The sequence below is a fragment of the Actinomadura citrea genome (genome assembly GCF_013409045.1).
Classification (GTDB): domain Bacteria; phylum Actinomycetota; class Actinomycetes; order Streptosporangiales; family Streptosporangiaceae; genus Spirillospora; species Spirillospora citrea.
This window is the reverse complement of sequence record NZ_JACCBT010000001.1, coordinates 3,963,192-3,982,279: the sequence shown is the minus strand read 5'-3', so window position 1 is coordinate 3,982,279 and position 19,088 is coordinate 3,963,192. Positions and strand designations below refer to the sequence as shown.

General features: G+C 72.4%; 18 protein-coding genes. 2 read left to right on the top strand and 16 right to left on the bottom strand.

The window, feature by feature from the left end:
• Window positions 1–3: 3 nt before the first annotated feature.
• The 16 genes from secF to pgsA all read right to left on the bottom strand — a co-directional run bounded on the left by secF (window position 4) and on the right by pgsA (window position 15,505).
• Window positions 4–1,173, bottom strand: a complete 1,170-nt coding sequence (secF, locus tag BJ999_RS18760; protein ID WP_179834489.1) for a protein translocase subunit SecF — start codon at window positions 1,171–1,173, stop codon at window positions 4–6.
• A gap of 2 nt (window positions 1,174–1,175) precedes the next feature.
• A complete protein-coding gene (gene secD / locus BJ999_RS18755) occupies window positions 1,176–2,984 on the bottom strand; it encodes a protein translocase subunit SecD (protein WP_308427305.1) in 1,809 nt (602 codons plus the stop codon).
• A gap of 41 nt (window positions 2,985–3,025) precedes the next feature.
• Window positions 3,026–3,553, bottom strand: coding sequence for a preprotein translocase subunit YajC (gene yajC, locus BJ999_RS18750; RefSeq protein ID WP_179834488.1), 528 nt, complete (start codon window positions 3,551–3,553; stop codon window positions 3,026–3,028).
• A 178-nt stretch (window positions 3,554–3,731) separates the two neighbouring features.
• A complete protein-coding gene (gene ruvB / locus BJ999_RS18745; protein WP_179838648.1) occupies window positions 3,732–4,805 on the bottom strand; it encodes a Holliday junction branch migration DNA helicase RuvB in 1,074 nt (357 codons plus the stop codon).
• Between the two features lie 250 nt (window positions 4,806–5,055).
• The gene (gene ruvA / locus BJ999_RS18740; RefSeq protein ID WP_179834487.1) at window positions 5,056–5,664 is read right to left on the bottom strand and encodes a Holliday junction branch migration protein RuvA; all 609 of its coding nucleotides are present in this window, start codon (window positions 5,662–5,664) and stop codon (window positions 5,056–5,058) included.
• Window positions 5,661–6,254, bottom strand: coding sequence for a crossover junction endodeoxyribonuclease RuvC (gene ruvC, locus BJ999_RS18735; protein WP_244983797.1), 594 nt, complete (start codon window positions 6,252–6,254; stop codon window positions 5,661–5,663). Before ruvC ends, ruvA begins: the two co-directional genes overlap by 4 nt.
• 37 nt (window positions 6,255–6,291) lie before the next feature.
• Entirely contained in the window at window positions 6,292–7,443 is a 1,152-nt protein-coding gene (locus BJ999_RS18730) for a GNAT family N-acetyltransferase (protein ID WP_179834486.1), read from the bottom strand.
• A gap of 80 nt (window positions 7,444–7,523) precedes the next feature.
• Window positions 7,524–8,279: a YebC/PmpR family DNA-binding transcriptional regulator gene (locus BJ999_RS18725; RefSeq protein WP_089316293.1), complete on the bottom strand. Its 756-nt coding sequence runs from the start codon at window positions 8,277–8,279 to the stop codon at window positions 7,524–7,526.
• A gap of 3 nt (window positions 8,280–8,282) precedes the next feature.
• Window positions 8,283–8,900 (bottom strand): pyridoxal 5'-phosphate synthase glutaminase subunit PdxT, encoded by a 618-nt coding sequence (gene pdxT / locus BJ999_RS18720; protein ID WP_276530304.1) that lies wholly within the window; start codon window positions 8,898–8,900, stop codon window positions 8,283–8,285.
• Window positions 8,901–9,219: 319 nt separating this feature from the next.
• On the bottom strand, window positions 9,220–9,834 hold the full coding sequence (locus BJ999_RS18715) for a DUF6928 family protein (protein ID WP_179834485.1): 615 nt from the start codon (window positions 9,832–9,834) through the stop codon (window positions 9,220–9,222).
• A gap of 141 nt (window positions 9,835–9,975) precedes the next feature.
• Window positions 9,976–10,899, bottom strand: coding sequence for a pyridoxal 5'-phosphate synthase lyase subunit PdxS (gene pdxS / locus BJ999_RS18710; RefSeq protein ID WP_179834484.1), 924 nt, complete (start codon window positions 10,897–10,899; stop codon window positions 9,976–9,978).
• Between the two features lie 134 nt (window positions 10,900–11,033).
• Window positions 11,034–12,071 carry a DUF3048 domain-containing protein gene (locus BJ999_RS18705; protein WP_229810406.1) on the bottom strand — a complete coding sequence of 346 codons (1,038 nt, stop codon included), beginning with the start codon at window positions 12,069–12,071 and terminating at the stop codon, window positions 11,034–11,036.
• A 123-nt stretch (window positions 12,072–12,194) separates the two neighbouring features.
• A complete protein-coding gene (locus BJ999_RS18700) occupies window positions 12,195–12,737 on the bottom strand; it encodes a LemA family protein (protein ID WP_179834483.1) in 543 nt (180 codons plus the stop codon).
• Window positions 12,738–12,745: 8 nt separating this feature from the next.
• Window positions 12,746–13,906, bottom strand: coding sequence for a glycosyltransferase family 4 protein (locus tag BJ999_RS18695; protein ID WP_179834482.1), 1,161 nt, complete (start codon window positions 13,904–13,906; stop codon window positions 12,746–12,748).
• A gap of 10 nt (window positions 13,907–13,916) precedes the next feature.
• Window positions 13,917–14,846 (bottom strand): phosphatidylinositol mannoside acyltransferase, encoded by a 930-nt coding sequence (locus BJ999_RS18690; RefSeq protein WP_179834481.1) that lies wholly within the window; start codon window positions 14,844–14,846, stop codon window positions 13,917–13,919.
• Complete coding sequence (gene pgsA, locus BJ999_RS18685) at window positions 14,843–15,505, bottom strand: phosphatidylinositol phosphate synthase (protein WP_179834480.1); 663 nt, start codon at window positions 15,503–15,505, stop codon at window positions 14,843–14,845. Before pgsA ends, BJ999_RS18690 begins: the two co-directional genes overlap by 4 nt.
• Before the next feature lie 354 nt (window positions 15,506–15,859).
• Here pgsA and BJ999_RS18680 point away from each other — a divergent pair, with 354 nt between their 5' ends.
• Window positions 15,860–18,025 (top strand): elongation factor G-like protein EF-G2, encoded by a 2,166-nt coding sequence (locus BJ999_RS18680; protein WP_179834479.1) that lies wholly within the window; start codon window positions 15,860–15,862, stop codon window positions 18,023–18,025.
• A gap of 188 nt (window positions 18,026–18,213) precedes the next feature.
• A complete protein-coding gene (locus BJ999_RS18675) occupies window positions 18,214–19,071 on the top strand; it encodes a polysaccharide deacetylase family protein (RefSeq protein ID WP_179834478.1) in 858 nt (285 codons plus the stop codon).
• The last annotated feature ends 17 nt before the right edge of the window (window positions 19,072–19,088 follow it).

The following is a 19,088-nucleotide window of genomic DNA, read 5'->3' as shown; positions in this document are numbered from 1 at the left end:
GCCCTACCTGCCGCCGCGGCGCTGCTGCCGCGACCCGCGCTTCGGCTGCTGCCGCGACCCGCTCTGCACGACCTTCCGCACGGTGACCGTGCTGCGGATCTCCGGGGTGCCGTGCTCGGCGTCCTCACCGGCGTCGTCGTCGGACGGGTCACCCTCGGCCGAGGCGGCGGAGGCGCCGGCACCGGCCCTGACCTTGGCCTTCGACGCCCGCTTGGCGCTCTGCTCGCGCCGGGCGATGTTCTGCCGGAGCTGCTTGAACTTCGGCTCGCGCTCCTTGAACTGGACGAGCAGCGGCGTCGCCACGCAGATCGAGGAGTACGTGCCGACGATCATGCCGACGAACAGGGCGAGCGAGAGGTCCTTCAGCGTGCCCGCGCCGAACAGCGTCGTTCCGATGAACAGGATCGCGCCGACCGGCAGGATCGCCACCAGAGAGGTGTTCAGCGAGCGGACCAGGGTGCTGCTGAGCGCCTGGTTGGCGGCCTCGCTGTAGGTCATCTTGGAGGTCGGGCCGAGCGGCTTGGTGACCTCCTTGATCATGTCGAAGACGACGACCGCGTCGTACAGCGAGTAGCCGAGGATCGTCAGGAAGCCGAGCAGCGTGGCAGGGGTCACCTCGAAGCCCGACCAGGCGTAGATGCCCGCCGTGATAACCAGGTCGTGGACGAGCGCGACCACCGCGGCCACGGCCATCCGCCACTCGAACGCCACCGACAGGTAGGCGATGATCAAGATCATGAAGACGAGCAGCGCCTGCCAGGCCTTCTTCTGGATCTCACCGCCCCACGAGGCGCCGACGACCTGCGTGCTGACTTTGTCGGCGGGAACGGTCAGCTCCTTGGCGACGCTCGTCTTGACCTCGGTGACCTGGTCGGAGGACAGGCTCTCGGTCGTGACCCGCCAGTCGCCGCCCGCCTTCTGCACGATCACCTGGTGGGCGCCGCCGTCGCCGACGGCGCCGCGCACCTGCTCGATCGACGCGCTCGGCGCCTTGAAGGTGAAGACCGAGCCGCCCTTGAACTCCACGCCGAAGTTGAGGCCCTGCACCAGCAGGCCCGCGATCGACAGCGCCAGCAGCAGTCCGGAGATCGTGTACCAGATCTTCGGCCGGCCGACGATGTCCGCGCTGATCTCGCCCCGGTAGATCCGGGAGATGGCCGCACGCGTTCCCATGCTCAGGCCTCCTGGCTCGTCGTGCGGGCGGCTGGGGCGGAGGTGTCCTGCGCCTTGTGCAGACGCCTCGGATCGAGACCGGACATCGGATGCCCGCGTCCGAAGAAGTTCGTGCGCGCCAGCAGCGCGACCATCGGCTTGGTGAAGAAGAACACCACGATGACGTCGATGAGCGTCGTGAGACCCATCGCGAACGCGAACCCGGCCACGCCGCCGACCGCGAGGAAGTACAGCACCAGCGCCGCGAGGAAGGTGACGGCGTCGGCGACGAGGATGGTGCGCCGCGCCCGCTTCCAGGCGTTCTCCACCGACGAGCGCAGCTTGCGCCCCGCCCGCAGCTCGTCCCTCAGCCGCTCGAAGTAGACGATGAACGAGTCGGCGGTGATGCCGATGGACACGATCAGGCCGATGATGTGCGGCAGGGAGAGCCGGAAGCCCATCCCCTCACCGAGGATCACCACCGCCTCGTAGGTGATGACCGACGCCACGACCAGGCTGGACACCGCCACCAGGCCGAGGCCCCGGTAGTAGAACAGGCAGTAGAGCACCACCAGGCCGAGCCCGATCGCGCCGGCGATCAGCCCGCCGGTCAGCTGGTCGGAGCCCAGCGTGGACGACACCTCGTCGATGGAGCTCTGCTTGAACTCCAGCGGCAGCGCCCCGTACTTGAGCACGTTGGCGAGGTCGGTGGCGTACTGCTGGTCGAAGCTGTCGGGCGGGCCGTCGATGCTGGCGGTGCCGCCGGTGATGGCGCCCTCGCGGATGCTGGGCGCCGAGACGACCTGCCCGTCCAGGACGATCGCGACCTGCGCCTGCGGGGAGGACGGGTTCTGCTGGTAGGCCTGGGACGCGGCGGTGGTGACCTCGCCGAACTGGCGGGCGCCCGTGCCGTCGAACTTCAGCGAGACCGACCAGCTGGCCTGGCCCTGCTGGGCGTTCGGCGGCATCGCGGTCGCCGAGGAGACGTTCTCGCCCAGCACCCGGACCGGGCCGAGGATGTACTTGGCGGCCTGGCCGCTCTCCTCGTCCTGGTCGCAGGCGGCGACGAACTTGCGGTTCGGGTCGTTGGACCCCGGGGCCCGCCGGTCGCCGCCGTAGCAGTTCAGCGCCTCGAACTGGCTGATCACGGCCTTGTCGGTGACGCCCGGGTAGTCCTGCGTGGGAGCCGTGGGCTGCCCGGACGGCTGGCCCAGCGGCGAGGACGCCGACGGCGTCGACGACGGGGCGGCGGACCCGGACGGCTTGGGCGTCGGGGCCGTCAGCGCCCCCGACAGGGCCCGGCCGCGCGGGGTGGACGACGCCGACGGCGACGCGCTCCCCGAGGGCGAGGCCGACACGGACGGCGACGGGCTCTTGCCCCCGTCCTTCTTCTCCCCCGTGCCCTTGGACGGGCTGGGGGACGGGGCGGGCACCGCCCCGCTCGACGGCTTCCCGTCGGCCACCGCGAACACCTGGCGGAACTGCAGCTTGGCCGTCGTCCCGATCAGGTTGACGACGCGGCCCTGCCCCTCACCGGGGACGTTCACCACGATGTTGTTGCTGCCCTGCTTGGCGACCTCGGCGTCGGACACCCCCAGACCGTTGACGCGCTTCGTCATGATCTTGACGGCCTGGTTCATCTGGTTCGCCGGGGGATTCTTGCCGTTCGCGGTCTTGGCCGTGAGCGTCACGGTCGTCCCGCCGGCGAGGTCCAGGCCCAGCTTGGGCTTCGTCTGCCCCTGCCAGACCGCCAGACCGGCCAGGACCACCATGATCGCGAAGAGCGCGAGGAGCGTGCGCCCGGGCTTGGGAGCATTTTTGGGCGGAGCCACTTGTCGTCGTACTTCCCGTCGTATCGTCGCCGTGAGAGGGGTCAGGCGGGCTTGTCGCCCGCCTCGACCTTCGCCTTCCCCTTCGGCTTGGACTCGGGCTCGCCGTCCTCGCCCGCGGTGTCCTCGCCCGCGGCTTCCGCGGCCTCGCCGTCCCCGTCCTTGGACAGGTCGACCTCGGAGCCGTCCTTGGACAGGTCGACGCGGTCGCCGTCCTCGTCGCGCTCCTCGTCCTCGATGTCCTCGTCGTGCTCGTCGTCGAGCTCCTCGGGCTCGTCGTCCTTGAGGACCTGCATGACGGCCTGCTTGACGAAGCGGACCTCGACGCCGTCGGCGATCTCCAGCACGATGCCGTCGTCGTCGACCGACACGACGGTCGCGCGCATACCGCTGGTCGTCAGGACGCGAGCGCCCGGTTCCATGGCGTTCTGCATCTGCATCTGCTCTTTCCGGCGCTTGCTCTGCGGCCGGATGAGCAGGAAGTAGAAGACCAGTGGCACGGCGAGGAGCAGGAGCAGGTTGAAGGACCCGCTACCGCCCGAGCCCGCCGCAAGAATAATGTCGCTGCCCATTACTGGGGCATCCTTCCGAAGTTGATTGCCCAGCCTGTGACCGGATCGGTCACGTGCCACGGGACCGCCGGCTGGAGACGGTGAACCAAGTCCCGGAGTCTAGAGAGTACGCGAGACCCCGGCAACGAGGCGACGATCGGCGACGCCGGGAAGTTCCCAACCCGTTATCAGATGATCACTATTCGGCCCGGCCCGCGTCCCCGTCCAGGTCGAACAGGGCGCCCGCCATCGGAGCCGTCGGCGGCTGGGGAAGCCCCAGGTGCGCCCACGCGGCGGCCGTGGCGACCCGTCCGCGCGGCGTCCTGGCGAGCAGCCCCTGCCGGACGAGGAACGGTTCCGCGACGACCTCGACGGTCTCGGGTTCCTCCCCCACCGACACGGCCAGCGTCGACAGGCCCACCGGCCCGCCGCCGAACTTGCGCATCAGCGACTCCAACACGGAGCGGTCGAGCCGGTCCAGGCCCCGCTCGTCCACCTCGTACAACGCCAGGGCCGCGCGGGCCGATTCCCGCGTGACCACGCCGTCGGCGCGCACCTCGGCGTAGTCGCGGACACGGCGCAGCAGCCGGTTGGCGATGCGGGGGGTGCCGCGCGAGCGCCCGGCGACCTCGGCGGCGGCCTCTTCGGCGATCTCCACGTCCAGCAGCCGGGCGGACCGGCGGACGATGATCTCCAACTCGGCGGGCTCGTAGAAGTCCATGTGCGCGACGAAGCCGAACCGATCGCGCAGCGGACCGGGCAGCATGCCGGCCCGCGTGGTGGCCCCCACCAGGGTGAAGGGGGCGATGTCCAGCGGGATCGCCGTCGCCCCGGGGCCCTTGCCGACGACGACGTCGACGCGGAAGTCCTCCATCGCCATGTAGAGCATCTCCTCGGCGGGCCGCGCCAGCCGATGGATCTCGTCCAGGAACAGCACCTCACCCTCGGCGAGGGTCGACAGCACGGCCGCGAGGTCGCCGGCCCGCTCGATCGCCGGCCCCGAGGAGATCCGCAGCGGCTGCCCCAGCTCCGCAGCGATGATCATGGCGAGGGTGGTCTTGCCGAGCCCGGGCCCGCCCGACAGCAGCACGTGGTCGGGGGTCCTGCCACGCCCCAGCGCGCCGTGCAGCACCAGCGAGAGCTGCTCACGGACCCGCTCCTGCCCGACGAAGTCGGCCAGTTTCTTCGGCCGCAGCGCGGCCTCGATCTGCTGCTCCTCGGCCCCGCCGGCGTCCGCGGACACCAGCCGCTCGGCCTCGTCGGCTCCGCTCATCCCCGCCCCCTGCGCCTCCCCCGGTCCACTGCCGCTCATCCGTGTCTCCTGTGGGAGGCGGCTCCCACACCCCCCGGTTCGCTACCGCTCATCCGTGTCTCCTGTGGGGGGCGACCCCCCACACCCCCCGGTTCGCTACCGCTCATCCGTGTCTCCTGTGGGGGGCGACCCCCCACACCCCCCGGTTCGCTACCGCTCATCCGTGTCTCCTGTGGGGGGCGACCCCCCACACCCCCCGGTTCGCTGCCGCTCATGGTTTGCTGAGCTTCTTCAAGGCCGACCTCAGCAAGGCCGCGACCGGGGGCGTCTCCCCGCCGTCGAGGTCGGCCGCGACCGCGTCCACGGCGGCGTCGGCGTCCCTGGCCGACCAGCCGAGGTTGACCAGGCCCATCTGCACCTGGTCGCGCCACGGCTCGGCGCGGGCCGGCGCGCGCAGGTCGCCGCCGTCGTCGCCGACCGGGCCGCCGAGGCGGTCCCGCAGTTCCAGGACGATGCGCTGCGCGCCCTTCTTGCCGATGCCGGGCACCTTGGTGAGCGCCGTCAGGTCCTCGGTGGACACGGCGCGGCGCAGCGCGTTCGGCGAGTGGACCGCCAGCATCGCCAGGGCGAGGCGGGGCCCGACGCCGCTGGCGGTCTGGAGCAGCTCGAAGACGGTGCGCTCGTCGTCGTCGGCGAACCCGAACAGCGTGAGGGAGTCCTCGCGGACGACGAGGGAGGTCGGCACCTGCGCCTGCTCCCCGACCCGCAGGCCGGCCAGCGTGGTGGGGGTGCACTGCACCGAGAGGCCGACGCCGTGCACGTCGATCACCGCCCCGTCGGGGCCCGCGGCGGCCACCCGGCCGCTGACGAAGGCGATCACTGGACGCTTCCTCCTCTGTTCCGGGCGGCGAGCCGCTCCCGTTCGGCCCTGGCCGCCTCCTCGATCCGCGACCGGTGCGCGTGCGCGAGCCGCCGCTGCGCTCCCCCGCGCCACACGTGGCAGATGGCCAGGGCGAGCGCGTCCGCGGCGTCCGCCGGCTTCGGCGCCGTCTCCAGGGACAGGAGCCGGGTCACCATCCTGGTCACCTGCGCCTTGTCGGCGCGGCCGTTCCCGGTGACGGCGGCCTTGGCCTCGCTGGGGGTGTGCAGCGCGACGGGCAGGCCGCGCCGGGCGGCCAGCAGCATGGCGATCCCGGCGGCCTGGGCCGTGCCCATCACGGTCCGCACGTTGTGCTGGGAGAACACGCGCTCGACGGCGACGGCGTCGGGGCGCAGCTCGTCCATGACCGCCGCGATGCCCGTCTCGACGCCCAGCAGGCGCAGGGCGTGGTCCTCGTCGGGGGCGGTCCGCACGACCGACACGTGCACCAGGTGCAGCCGCTTGCCCGGGGCGCCCTCGACGACCCCGACCCCGCACCGGGTGAGCCCGGGGTCCACCCCCATCACCCGCACGGCCGCTCCTTCGATCATCTGTTCGGCCGCCAACGCTATCAATCCGCGTGGCCGGTCAGAAGTAATCCAGCGAGAACGGCGTGGCCGCGAACACGGCCGTGAGCGCATCGGCGTCCCCGCCCTGGAGCAGGCCGACGCGGCGGAGCGTCGACACCGGGATCCCTGAGTAGAGGGCCGACAGGCCGCGCGGGCCGAGGCGCACGGCGCCGGCGTCGGGGGCGGAGCGTTCCAGCCGCCCCTCCCCGTCCTTGATCTCCAGGCGCCAGTGGCCCGAGTTCGCCGGACGCTGCGGATCGTCGATCTCCATCGGGACGCCGGCGGCGACCCCGTCCGGGTAGCCGCGTGCCGCGATCGCGGCGGGCGCGTCGACGACCCGCAGCATCCACTGGGAGCGCTGCACGGCCTCGCTCTCGCGCTCGCGCGGCAGCCAGAGCACCGGGTCCATCGGCGACACGCAGGCCCGCACGGACTCGGCCGTCGACGAGCCGGACCCGACGATCGCCCACAGCGCCCTCAGCGTCCGCTCGGATGAGGCGACGAGCCGGGCGACCTCCAGCCCGGTGTTGCCCTCCGCCCACTGGTAGGAGAGGAACCCGTCCTCGGCCAGGTAGTGGTAGGCGTCGGGGCCGTCCAGGTACACGCGCCACCTCGCCTCCGGCCAGCCGACCGGACCGCAGTCGCGCGCCGTCCGGTGCGCGCGGCCGACCACGGCGGCCACCTCGGCGGCGTCGCCGGGCCCGGTCCTGCGGACGGGGACCCGCTCGGCCGCGATCGTGCGCAGGGCCTCGGTGGGCAGGTCGACGTGGTGCCAGGCCCCCGCGTGCTCCCAGCCGAGCGACCGGTAGAGCCGCGTCGTGGCCGGATAGAGCATGGCGAGCGGGTGACCGAGATCGGCGCACCGCTCCAGCAGGTCGGCCATCAGGCGGCGGCCGAGACCCCGGCCGCGTTCCTCGGGGGCGACCGTGATCGCGCTGACGCCGGCCGCGGACACCGCCCGCCCGTGCCACCACTGCGTCATGTCGAGCAGGGCTCCCGTGGCGACGACCGTGCCGCCGTCGAGACCGGCGAACTGCCGCCCCGCCTCCGCCGCCTGCCGGACCATGCGGGACCGCCTCGCCCACACCTCGTCGGGCAGCGGCCCGAAGGCGCGGGCCCGGATGTCGCGGACGGCGTCCGCCTCTTCGGGTGCGAGAGCGCGAATCTCCATGATCCAGACCGTATGCGACGGCGCCGACGCGAACGCCGCCGGACCCGGGCGGGCGGCGGCGTTCGGGAGGCGACGGCGCGTCAGGCGTCGATGGAGGCCATGACCTCGTCGCTCACGTCGAAGTTGGCGTAGACCTCTTGGACGTCGTCGGAGTCCTCCAGGGCGTCCAGGAGCCGGAACACCTTCTTGGCGTTGTCCTCGTCGAGCGGGACGGTGACGCTCGGCAGGAACTTGCTCTCCGCCGACTCGTAGTCGATCCCGGCGTCCACCAGGGCCGAGCGGACCGCGACCAGGTCGCCGGCCTCGCTCACGACCTCGAAGTTCTCGTCGTCGAGGTCGTTGACCTCCTCGGCCCCGGCGTCCAGGACGGCCATCATCACGTCGTCCTCGCTGGTGCCCGCCTTGGGGACGATCACGACGCCCTTGCGGTTGAACATGTAGGAGACCGAGCCCGGGTCGGCGAGGGAGCCGCCGTTGCGGGTCAGGGCGACGCGGACCTCGGAGGCGGCCCGGTTGCGGTTGTCGGTCAGGCACTCGATGAGCACGGCGACACCACCGGGGGCGTAGCCCTCGTAGGTGATGTTCTGCCAGTCGGCACCCCCGGCCTCCTCGCCGGCGCCCCGCTTGCGGGCCCGCTCGATGTTGTCGTTCGGGACCGAGTTCTTCTTCGCCTTGTAGATGGCGTCGTAGAGGGTGGGGTTCGCGTCGGCGTCGCCGCCGCCCGTGCGGGCCGCCACCTCGATGTTCTTGATCAGCTTGGCGAAGAGCTTGCCCCGCTTGGCGTCGAGGGCCGCCTTCTTGTGCTTGGTCGTCGCCCACTTGGAATGGCCGGACATCTGTCAATCCTCCTCAGTCGTCCGGCGCACCAGATCGGCGAAGTAGTGGTGCACGCGGAAATCGCCTGTCAACTCCGGATGGAACGCGGTCGCCATGAGGCGCCCCTGGCGGACGGCGACGATCCTACCGGCGTTCGGGCCGCTCTCCGCGCGTCCGAGGATCTCGACGGAGTCGCCGACGGATTCCACCCAGGGTGCGCGGATGAAAACGGCGTGGTACGGCGTGTCACCCATACCGGTCAGCGGGACGGCGGCCTCGAACGAGTCGACCTGCCGGCCGAACGCGTTGCGCCGCACGGTCATGTCGATCCCCCCGACGGTCTCCTGGCCCGCCACGCCGCCCCGGATCCGGTCCGCCAGCATGATCATGCCGGCGCAGGAGCCGTAGGCGGGCATGCCCGCCTCGATCCGCTTGCGCAGCGGGTCGAGCATCTCGAACGAGCGCGCCAGCCTCCACATGGTGGTGGACTCCCCGCCGGGCAGGACCAGCCCGTCGACCCGTTCCAGCTCGTCAGGACGGCGCACCGTCACGGTGCGCGCCCCGGCCTCCTCCAGCGCGCGCGCATGCTCGCGCACGTCGCCCTGCAGGGCGAGGACACCGATCGTGGGCACAGCAGTCACGTGGAAACCTTCCGGGGACACAGGAGACGTCTCAACCCTAGACGTTCCTTACAACGCCCCACGACCTGGCCGATCTTCCCAGCGATACCGGGCGCCTGACCGACGCCTTCCGCTCCGCAAGCTCCGCTCCAGGCCTCGGACACACCACTGTGGGGGACCACCCCCACACCCCCGAAAAGAGCGGCCTGACCGACACCTTCCGCTCCGCAAGCTCCGCTCCAGGCCTCGGACACACCACTGTGGGGGACCACCCCCACACCCCCGAAAAGAGCGGCCTGACCGACACCTTCCGCTCCGCAAGCTCCGCTCCAGGCGTCGGTCAGGCGTGCCGGAAGCGGCGGACCGGGAGCTCCAGGGGGAGGAAGCCGTCCTTGCCGCGGTCGGCGATGCCGCGGCCGAACATGTGCTCCTGGGCGAGGGCGAGGCCGAACTCCTCGGGGTCGAACGGGAGCGGCACGTCCGGGGCGCCCTCGTCGACGGCGCGCCAGAACGGGCGCTCGGCGGGCAGCCGCTCGCCCTGGTCGACGACCACGCCGTCCTCGGCGGTGACGTACACGTCGCGGAGCAGCACGCCCGACTCGTACCAGCGGAACCAGCAGCTGCGGATCACGTTGTGCAGGACGAGGACGCCGCAGTGGGAGCCGGGGAGCGCCGCCGCGGCGGTGTCGGCGATGCGGCGGGCGTCGTCGTCGAGACAGAACAGCCGCCGGTCGCACAGCAGCAGCGCCCGGCCGAAGGCCCCGACGAACAGCTCGTCCTCGTACGGCCAGAGCGCGAAGTCCAGGACGGTGTCGCCGGTCTCGGTGAGGGCGGCCGCCGGATACAGGCGGCGCGCGATCTTCGCGGCGGCGTCCGGATCGGGCACCAGGCCCGACCGGAACACGTCGGTGGGTTCACCCGCGCTCGCGCACGCCAGCGCGACCGACCAAGCCATGCTCTTCCCTCCCGCGGCCGGGCGCCGGCCAGGGCTAGCCCCCTCCGGCCGCGCCGTCAGCGTAAACCCTCTCGGCGGCCCGTGTGGAGGGGGTACCCACCGATCCGCCCGGCCACCCGGGGCCGGGCGGACGCACCTCCGCTACCAGCCGCGGCCGGCGAACTTCTGGTCCTCGCCGAGGGTGGCGGCGTTGATGCCGACCATGGCCTCGCCGAGGCCGCGGGACACCTTGGCGATCACGTCGGGGTCGTCGTGGAAGGTGGTGGCCTTCACGATCGCCTCGGCGCGCTGGGCGGGGTTGCCGGACTTGAAGATGCCGGAGCCGACGAAGACGCCCTCGGCGCCGAGCTGCATCATCATCGCGGCGTCGGCGGGGGTCGCGATGCCGCCCGCGGTGAACAGCACGACGGGCAGCTTGCCCGCCCGGGCGACCTCCTTGACCAGCTCGTAGGGGGCCTGGAGCTCCTTGGCCGCGACGTACAGCTCGTCCTCGGGCAGGGACTGCAGGCGGCGGATCTCCTGCCGGATCTTGCGCATGTGCGTCGTGGCGTTGGAGACGTCGCCGGTGCCGGCCTCGCCCTTGGAGCGGATCATCGCCGCGCCCTCGGTGATGCGGCGCAGCGCCTCGCCCAGGCTGGTGGCCCCGCAGACGAACGGGACGGTGAACGCCCACTTGTCGATGTGGTTGTCGTAGTCGGCGGGCGTGAGCACCTCGGACTCGTCGACGTAGTCGACGCCGAGGGCCTGCAGCACCTGCGCCTCGACGAAGTGGCCGATACGGGCCTTGGCCATGACGGGGATGGAGACCGCGGCGATGATCCCGTCGATCATGTCGGGGTCGCTCATCCGGGAGATGCCGCCCTCGACGCGGATGTCGGCGGGCACCCGCTCCAGGGCCATGACGGCGACCGCGCCCGCGTCTTCGGCGATCTTCGCCTGGTCGGGCGTGACGACGTCCATGATCACGCCGCCCTTGAGCATCTCCGCCATGCCGCGCTTGACGCGGGCGGTCCCGGTCTCGGGCGCGGCGTTGTCAGGGGCGGGAGTGGAAGTGGACACGGGCATTCCTCACGTGGACGGACAACAAGTCTTTTCCCATGATATTGCCTGCTCGTACGACCTCTCGACCCGGCAGAGTGTCAGCGAGGGACACCGGCCGCTTACGCAGTGACGGGCGGCGCCGGCCGCCGGGCGCGTCCCTAGGGCGTGTAGGGCTTGCCGTCGTTGACGAGCACGACCCAGACCTGGCCGCGGGCGAAGTTCATCGGCTTGCCGTCGGCGGTGGTGTAGGTGGTGCCCTCGCTCTCGGACGAGCGCGACCACTTGGCACCGTAGGCCTTGCCGTCGCGCAGGACGACCGCGCGCCCGTTCCCGGTGGTGTGGATCAGCGGCGTGTAGCTGCCGAGGAAGTCGTGGAACTTCGAGCGGGTCGTCTTGGCGTACTGGACGACGACGGTCCTGCCGCCGAGGAGCCCGCCCTCGGCGGCGCGGTCGGGGCTGCCGCCCCAGCTGGCGAGCCACCGCTTCTGCTTGGCCGACCACGTGAACCCCATGGTCGCGGCGGGCCACCGGGCGGTGAACGACCTGGTGGGCTTGCCGCCGTCCGGGGCGTCTCCGAATCGGAAGCCGATGTCGCGCGGCTTCGCGGCCTTCGGTGCCTGCTTCAGCAGGTTCTTGGGATCGGCGTAGAGGTTGTAGGGGATCCGCCTGTCGCCGGAGCGGAAGTACGCGCCCCCCGCGTTCTCCTGGGAGATGTCGTACAGCGGTGCCTTGCGGATGTACTTCTTCATCTTGCTCTGGACGCCGGAGAACGCGAAGGCGGGCCGGCCGAACTGCGGCAGGATGTGCAGGTCGGAGATGCGGGCGCTGCGGACGGGCCCGACCTTCTTCGGCAGCTTGGAGGAGTAGACCGCCATCAGGCGGGTCTCGCCGCCCTCGACCTGCTCGACGTAGACGATGTCGGCGGCCGAGACGCCGCTCTGCGGGAACGCCGGCCGCGTGTTCTCGATCTTGACCGCGAGGACGGGGTTGGTCAGCCCCTTGGCGCCGCCGGTGAAGGGATGCGTCGCGGGAGTCGGCGTCCCGCTGGGCTGGGGCGTGCCCGTGCTGCTCGGCGGTGGCGGCGCCGACTTCGCGCCGTCCGAGCCCGAGCAGGCCGACAGCGCGGCACCGAGGACGAGGACGCCCATCCCCGCGGACGTACGCCCCCGGACGGTGGTGCCCCAGACAGATCGCACGATCTACCCCTCCTTTGGACGATCTGCCCGAGAGTAGCGAACGTGGTCTGATGCGCTCGCCCTGCGGTGGTACGGCCGCGCGGGGCTCCCCCGATCAACACGGCCCCGGCGGATCGCGGGCCGTCAGATCCCGGGCGGGTCGTCGTCGATCTCGAAGAAGTCCGGGAGCGGGGCCCTCCCGGCGAGCGGCAGGACGCGGATGAGCAGCTTGCGGCGCGCGACCCGGGCCTGGGAGACGGCGTCGTTGTAGAAGCTGCGGGCGTAGGCGACCTTCGCGGCGGCGGACGACAGCTCGTCCAGGACCGCCCTGCCGTCGCCGCCGCCGCGGGCGTCGAGGGTGTCGACGAACCCGGGCTGGTCGACGGCGGCGCGCAGCGCCCGCGACAGGTCGCTCTCGGCGAACTCGCGGCCCTCGGCGTCGGCGGTGCGGGCCTCGTGGGCGGCGGTGGCCAGCACCAGGCTGGTGGCGGGGTCCAGGACCCGGGACGCGGCCAGCTCCAGCGTGGCGGCGGCCCGCCGGACGAGCGCGGCGTCGAGCGCGGCGCGGGCCGTCTCGACCCGCACGTGCAGGCGGTCGAGCCTGGTGGCGCGCCACGACACGTACACCACGATCAGGAAGACGACGGCGACCCAGAACAGGACGTCGATGACCCAGTCGTAGGACACGCCGCCCCCTACGCGCCGAGCCCGGACTCGACCACGCCGGCGCGGCCGCCGGTGACGGTCTCGTACACCCGCAGCACGTCGCGGGCCACCGACGACCAGTCGTAGGCCCGCACCGCCGCGCGGGCCTCCGCCGACAGCTGCTTGCGGCGGGCCGGGTCGTCGAGCAGCTCCCCGGCCGCCGCGGCGAGCGCCTCGTGGTCGCCGACAGGGAACAGCATCCCGGCCCGGCCCCCGCGCAGGACGCGGTCGAACGCCTCGATGTCGCTGGCGAGGATGGGCGCGCCCGCGGCCATGGCCTCGGCGAGGACGATGCCGAAGCTCTCACCGCCGAGGTTGGGCGCGACGAACACGTCCACCGAGTGGTAGGCGCGGACCTTGTCGTCCTCGCTCACCATGCCGAGCACGGCGACGCGGTCGCGGAGGTCGGCCGGGACCCGGGCCAGCACGTCGTCGGCGTCGCCGGGCCCGGCGATCAGCAGCCGCAGCCCGGGGCGCAGGCGGCCGAGGATCTCGAAGGCGCGCAGCAGCACCTGCAGGCCCTTGCGCGACTCGTCCATCCGGCCGAGGAACCCCAGCGCTCCCCCGTCGCCGACGGGCGGCGTGTCCGCGCGGCCGCGCCAGCCGGGCAGCGGCTCCGCCATCGCGTAGCGCTCGGTCGCGACGCCGTTCGGGATCAGCACGGCGCCGCCGCCGAGGTGCTCGACGAGGGTGGTGCGGGCGGCCTCCGACACCGCGATCCGGCCGGTGATCTTCTCCAGGGCGCTCTGCAGGATCGGCGCGGTGACCGACAGCGCCCGCGACCGCTCGTAGGACGCGTGGAACGTGCCCACGATGGGCCCGTCGGCCGCCCAGCAGGCGAGCAGCCCGAGCGAGGGCGCGGCGGGCTCGTGGACGTGCAGGACGTCGAACCCGCCCTCGCGGATCCAGCGCCGGACCCGGCCGGCCGACAGGAACCCGAACGCCAGCCGCGCGACCGAGCCGTTGTAGGGGACGGGGACGGCGCGCCCGGCCGACGCGACGTAGGGCGGCAGGTCGGCGTCGTCGTCGGCGGGCGTGATGACCGACACCTCGTGGCCGAGCGCGATCAGCGCCTCGGCGAGATCGCCGATGTGCTGCTGGACGCCGCCCGGCACGTCCCAGGTGTAGGGGCAGACGAGTCCCACCTTCATCGGCCGGCCCTCATCCTCGGTCGTCCTCGAGGTCGTCCACCCAGACCTTCTGCAGCATGTGCCAGTCCTCGGGGTGGGCGGCGATGCCCTCCTCGAAGGCGCGCGCGAGGTCCTGGGTCATGGCCCGGATCTTCTCCTGTCTGCCGCCCTCGTCCGGCACGGGGATCTCCTCGTGGACCCGCGCCGCCCAGTACTCGCCCTCATACCAGAGTGTCACGGGAATGAGGGCGGCGCCGGTCTGGACGGCCAGCGCGGCCGACACGGCGGGCATCCGGGCGGTGGCGCCGAAGAACTGCACGTCGATGCCGCTCTCGGTCAGGTCGCGGTCGACGACCAGGCACACCGGCCGCCCGGCGCGCAGCCGCTGCGCCATCCGCCCGTAGGCGGAGGCGCCCTTGTGCGCGAGCACCTCCATCCCGAGGCCCTCGCGGAACTCGACGAACCGGTCGAACAGCGAGGCGGGTTCGAGCCGCTCGGCGACCGTGGTGAAGGGGTAGCCGCAGTGCACCAGCCACGCGCCTGCGTGCTCGTAGTTGCCCATGTGGGGCAGCGCCAGGATGACGCCGCGCCCGGAGTCGAGGTTGGTGAAGATCTTCTTCTCGCCGGTGACCCGCATCCGGCCGAGGATCCGCGCCCGGTCGTACTCCGGCAGCCGGAAGACCTCCAGCCAGTAGCGGAAGTAGGAGCGGAGCACCTTCTTGCTGAGGATGCGGACCTCGTCGTCGACGGCGTCCTTGCCGAGGACGCGGCACAGATTCCTCTCCAGCTGCCGCACGCCGCCGCCGTAGCGGTGCCACGTGCGGTCGGACAGCGCGGTGAACACCAGGCGCGCCGCGCTCTCCGGCATCTTGCGGACGACCGTCCAGCCCAGGGCGTAGGCGGCGTCGGACACCTCGTCGCGAAGCGACGGCGGCGCCTCTCCGCGGCGGGGCGTGGTCATGGACGCGGCTCCGGCGTCTTCGCGGCCCCGTTCTGCGCACCGTTCCCGGCCCCGGCCTCCGCGCCCGGCCGCGCCTGGGCGTACACCGTGGCGAACCGCTGCCCGACCGTGACGGTGCTGAGCACGGCGAGGCCCCACAGGGCGACCGCGAGGATGTAGGGGACGCCGAGCCCGTCGAACCCGGCCGCGACGAGGACGACGATGAGGCGCTCGGCGCGCTCGGCGATGCCGACGTTGCAGGTGTAGCCGAGGCCCTCGGCGCGGGCCTTGGCGTAGGACACCACGACCCCGGAGACCAGGCAGTACAGCGCGACCCCGGCGAGGGTCTCCTGGTCGCCCCGGTACAGCCCGATCATCAGCCCGGCGAAGATCGCGGCGTCGGCGACGCGGTCCATGGTGGAGTCCAGGAACGCCCCGAACGCGGAGATCTTCCCGGTGACCCGGGCGACCGCGCCGTCGAGCATGTCGAACAGGACGAACGCGGTGATGACCATCGTCCCCCAGAAGAACTCCCCGCGGGGGAACAGCACGAGCGCGCCGGCGGCGACGCCGACCGTCCCGATGACGGTGATGGCGTTGGGCGAGACCCCGGTCCGCGCGACCGCCTGTCCGACGGGGGTGAGGACTCGCCCCAGCGCGGGCCTGATCTTGTTGAGCATCGACGTCCGTTCTCGTGATCATCGGGAGTCGCGGCCACCGGGAGTCGCGCTCACCGGGACCGGCCCCGCCGCGGGCGACCGGCGCTCGCGCGGCGCGCCCATCGTAGTGCGCACGCCGCGGGCCCGCGGCCGGTCCCGGGACCCGCGCCCCGGCGGCCCGCACGGATCACGGTTGTTTGCCGTCCACCCCTTGTGATCCCGGCCATCACGGGAAAGGCTGTTGACACGGGTGTGACGTCGGTCACGCGCGATGGACAAGGTCGGACGCCGCACTCGGACGTCAGGGCCGGGCCCGCCGGGCCGGGCCCCAGCCGCACGCGGGCCTCCGCGAGAGGCCCGTCCGAGGAGGTAGTCATGGCGGACAAGGGAGGCCACCCGGGAGCCCCCGGCAGGGCACCGGAGGCCGGCGGGTGCGACAAGGTGCGCAATGTCGCGCTGGTCGGCCATTCAGGGGCCGGCAAGACCACGCTCGTCGAGGCGCTGCTCGCCGCCACGGGCACGCTGCAGCGGGCGGGGAAGGTCGAGGACGGCACCACCGTCAGCGACTTCGACGAGGTGGAGGTGCGCCAGCAGCGCTCGGTCAACCTCGCGCTCGCACCGCTGACGCACGGCGACATCAAGGTCAATCTCATCGACACCCCCGGCTACGCCGACTTCGTCGGCGACCTGCGGGCCGGGCTGCGCGCCGCCGACGCGGCGCTGTTCGTGATCTCGGCGGTGGACGGCATCGACGGCCTCACCCGGATGATCTGGGAGGAGTGCGCGGCGGTGCAGATGCCGCGCGCGGTCGTCATCACCAAGGTCGACCAGCAGCGCGGCGACTACGACGACGTGGTCATGGCCTGTCAGGACGCCTTCGGTGAGGGCGTCGCGCCGCTGTACTTCCCGGCCCGGGGCGACGACGGTCTCCAGGGCCTGATCGGGCTCCTGTCGCAGCGCTGCCTCGACTACTCGACCGGGCGGCGCACCGAGTGCGACCCCGATCCCCGGTACCTGGACCAGATCTCCGAGCAGCGCGCCTCGCTCATCGAGGGGATCATCCAGGAGAGCGAGGACGAGACCCTCATGGACCGCTACCTGTCCGGTGAGGAGATCGACGTCAAGGCGCTCATCGAGGACCTGGAGACCGCGGTGGCGCGCGGCAGCTTCTACCCCGTCCTCGCGACGTCGGTCCCGCACGGCGACCACCCCGGCCCGGTCGTCGGGATGATGGAGCTGCTGGAGGTCGTCACCCAGGCGTTCCCGTCCCCCCTCGAACACGGCATCCCGCCCGTGACCCCGGTGGCGGGCGGGCCCCCGAAGGAGATCTCCTGCGATCCGGAAGGGCCGCTGGTCGCCGAGGTCGTCAAGACCACGTCCGACCCCTATGTCGGGCGGATCTCGCTGGTCCGCGTGTTCTCCGGGACGCTGCGCCCCGACACGACCGTGCACGTCTCCGGGCACGGCATGGAGGACCGCGGCCACGAGGACCACGACGTCGACGAGCGCGTCGGCGCGCTCACCTCGCCGCTGGGCAAGACGCAGCGCACCGCGGCGTCCTGCGGGGCGGGCGACATCTGCGCGGTGGCGAAGCTCGGCCGCGCCGAGACCGGCGACACGCTGTCGGATCCGGGCGCTCCCGTGGTGATGGCCCCCTGGTCCATGCCGGACCCGCTGCTGCCGGTCGCGATCCGCGCGAAGTCCAAGGCCGACGAGGACAAGCTGAGCCAGGCGCTCGGCCGGCTCGTCGCCGAGGACCCGACGCTGCGGCTGGAGAACAACGCCGAGACCCGGCAGCTGGTGCTGTGGTGCATGGGCGAGGCCCACGCCGACGTGCTGATCGACCGGCTGCGCGCCCGGTACGGCGTCGAGGTCGAGCGGGTGGACCTGCGCGTCCCGCTGCGGGAGACCTTCGGCGGGACGGCGAAGGGCCTCGGCCGGCACGTCAAGCAGAGCGGCGGGCACGGCCAGTACGGCATCTGCCACATCGACGTCGAGCCGCTGCCGTCCGGCGAGGGCTTCGAGTTCGTCGACAAGATCGTCGGCGGGGTCGTCCCGCGCCAGTTCATCCCCTCGGTCGAGAAGGGCGTCCGGCAGCAGATGGAGCGCGGCGTGTCCGCCGGCTACCCGATGGTCGACGTCAAGGTCACGCTGCACGACGGCAAGGCGCACTCGGTCGACTCCTCCGACATGGCGTTCCAGGCAGCCGGCGCGCTCGCGCTGAAGGACGCGGCGGGTCAGGTGCCGATCCTGCTGCTGGAGCCCGTCGACGAGGTGGAGGTTCTGATCGCCGACGAGTACGTGGGCCCGATCATGTCCGACCTCACCTCGCGGCGCGGCCGGGTGCTCGGCTCCCAGGCGGTGCCCGGCGGACGCACGATGATCAAGGCCGAGGTGCCGCAGTTGGAGATCGTCCGGTACGCGATCGACCTGCGGTCGATGTCGCAGGGAACCGGCACGTTCAACCGCGGCTTCCTGCGGTACGAGCCGCTCCCGTCGCATCTCGCCGACAAGGTCGCCGCCGACTCCAAGGACGGCTGACCGCCCGCGCCCGCGGACGGGGCCCGGCGCGGGCCGGGCCCCGTCCCCTCCGCCACGGTGACGCCCGGCGCCCGCGGACGCGACCTCGGGGGGAGCCGGGCTCATCCCGCAGGGTGACCCTCGATTCGGCCGCAGGGCCGATGATCAGGGCGGGTCCGCGGTGGCATCGTGGTCGCACAATGGAAAACGTGGACGACCCCCGGAGCCCGGCCGCCCCCGGACGCCGGGCGTTCATCAAGGGGTTCGGTCTGGCGGCCGCCGGAGCGGTCACGCTGGGCGCGGGGGCGGAGGCGGTCGACGCCGTGGTCGGGTCAGGGAACCCGCCCTCGTCGGCGATGGCGGTCCCCATCGCCGGTCCGTGGCGGCCCGGGAGCGCGCACGTCGACGTGGTCTGGGGCGTCGACACCGCCCAGAAGCTCGTCGCCCTCACCTTCGACGACGGGCCGATGCACAACTGGACGCCCATGGTGCACGACATCCTGGACGCCGAGCGGGTCAAGGCCACGTTCTTCCTAGTCGGGGAGCGTCTCGTCCGGCACGCCCGGCTCGTGCACGGGCGGATGGACCGGCACGAGGCCGGCAACCACACCTGGCAGCACCAGGACTTGTCGCGCCTCTCCGACGAGCGGGCCCTGGAGCAACTGCGGCGCGCCCACAACGCCATCGGGCGGATCGTCGGCAAGGAGCCCCGGCTCCTGCGGCCCCCGTTCGGCCATCTGGGCGGGACCACGCTGAGCGCCGCGTGCCGGTTCGAGTACGACATCGCGCTGTGGTCGATCAAGATGCTGGAGAAGACCTACGAGGACGACCCGCCGGCCCTGGTGGACTACATCGTCGGCAACACCGGGCCCGGCACGATCCTGCTCGCGCACGACACCGGCCACCACGACCGCCTGGTCGCGCTGCGCAACCTCGTCCCGATGATCCGGGGCCTGCGCGCCAAGGGCTTCGAGTTCGTCACGGTCTCGGAGCTGATGAGCGCCTCGCAGGCCCCGCCCCGCCCGCCGGGCGACGTGGGACTGCGGCGCGCCGCGCCTCCCGCCTAGGCCCGCCGGCCCGCCCG

Bases quoted from the DNA above. Each gene is read 5' to 3' on its own strand.
- BJ999_RS18690 (WP_179834481.1), bottom strand. From the start codon at position 14,846: ATGACCACGCCCCGCCGCGGAGAGGCGCCGCCGTCGCTTCGCGACGAG.
- ruvC (WP_244983797.1), bottom strand. From the start codon at position 6,254: ATGATCGAAGGAGCGGCCGTGCGGGTGATGGGGGTGGACCCCGGGCTC.
- BJ999_RS18730 (WP_179834486.1), bottom strand. From the start codon at position 7,443: ATGGAGATTCGCGCTCTCGCACCCGAAGAGGCGGACGCCGTCCGCGAC.
- BJ999_RS18715 (WP_179834485.1), bottom strand. From the start codon at position 9,834: ATGGCTTGGTCGGTCGCGCTGGCGTGCGCGAGCGCGGGTGAACCCACC.
- ruvB (WP_179838648.1), bottom strand. From the start codon at position 4,805: ATGAGCGGAGCCGACGAGGCCGAGCGGCTGGTGTCCGCGGACGCCGGC.
- BJ999_RS18680 (WP_179834479.1), top strand. From the start codon at position 15,860: ATGGCGGACAAGGGAGGCCACCCGGGAGCCCCCGGCAGGGCACCGGAG.
- pgsA (WP_179834480.1), bottom strand. From the start codon at position 15,505: ATGCTCAACAAGATCAGGCCCGCGCTGGGGCGAGTCCTCACCCCCGTC.
- secF (WP_179834489.1), bottom strand. From the start codon at position 1,173: ATGGGAACGCGTGCGGCCATCTCCCGGATCTACCGGGGCGAGATCAGC.
- yajC (WP_179834488.1), bottom strand. From the start codon at position 3,553: ATGGGCAGCGACATTATTCTTGCGGCGGGCTCGGGCGGTAGCGGGTCC.
- pdxS (WP_179834484.1), bottom strand. From the start codon at position 10,899: ATGCCCGTGTCCACTTCCACTCCCGCCCCTGACAACGCCGCGCCCGAG.
- BJ999_RS18725 (WP_089316293.1), bottom strand. From the start codon at position 8,279: ATGTCCGGCCATTCCAAGTGGGCGACGACCAAGCACAAGAAGGCGGCC.
- BJ999_RS18695 (WP_179834482.1), bottom strand. From the start codon at position 13,906: ATGAAGGTGGGACTCGTCTGCCCCTACACCTGGGACGTGCCGGGCGGC.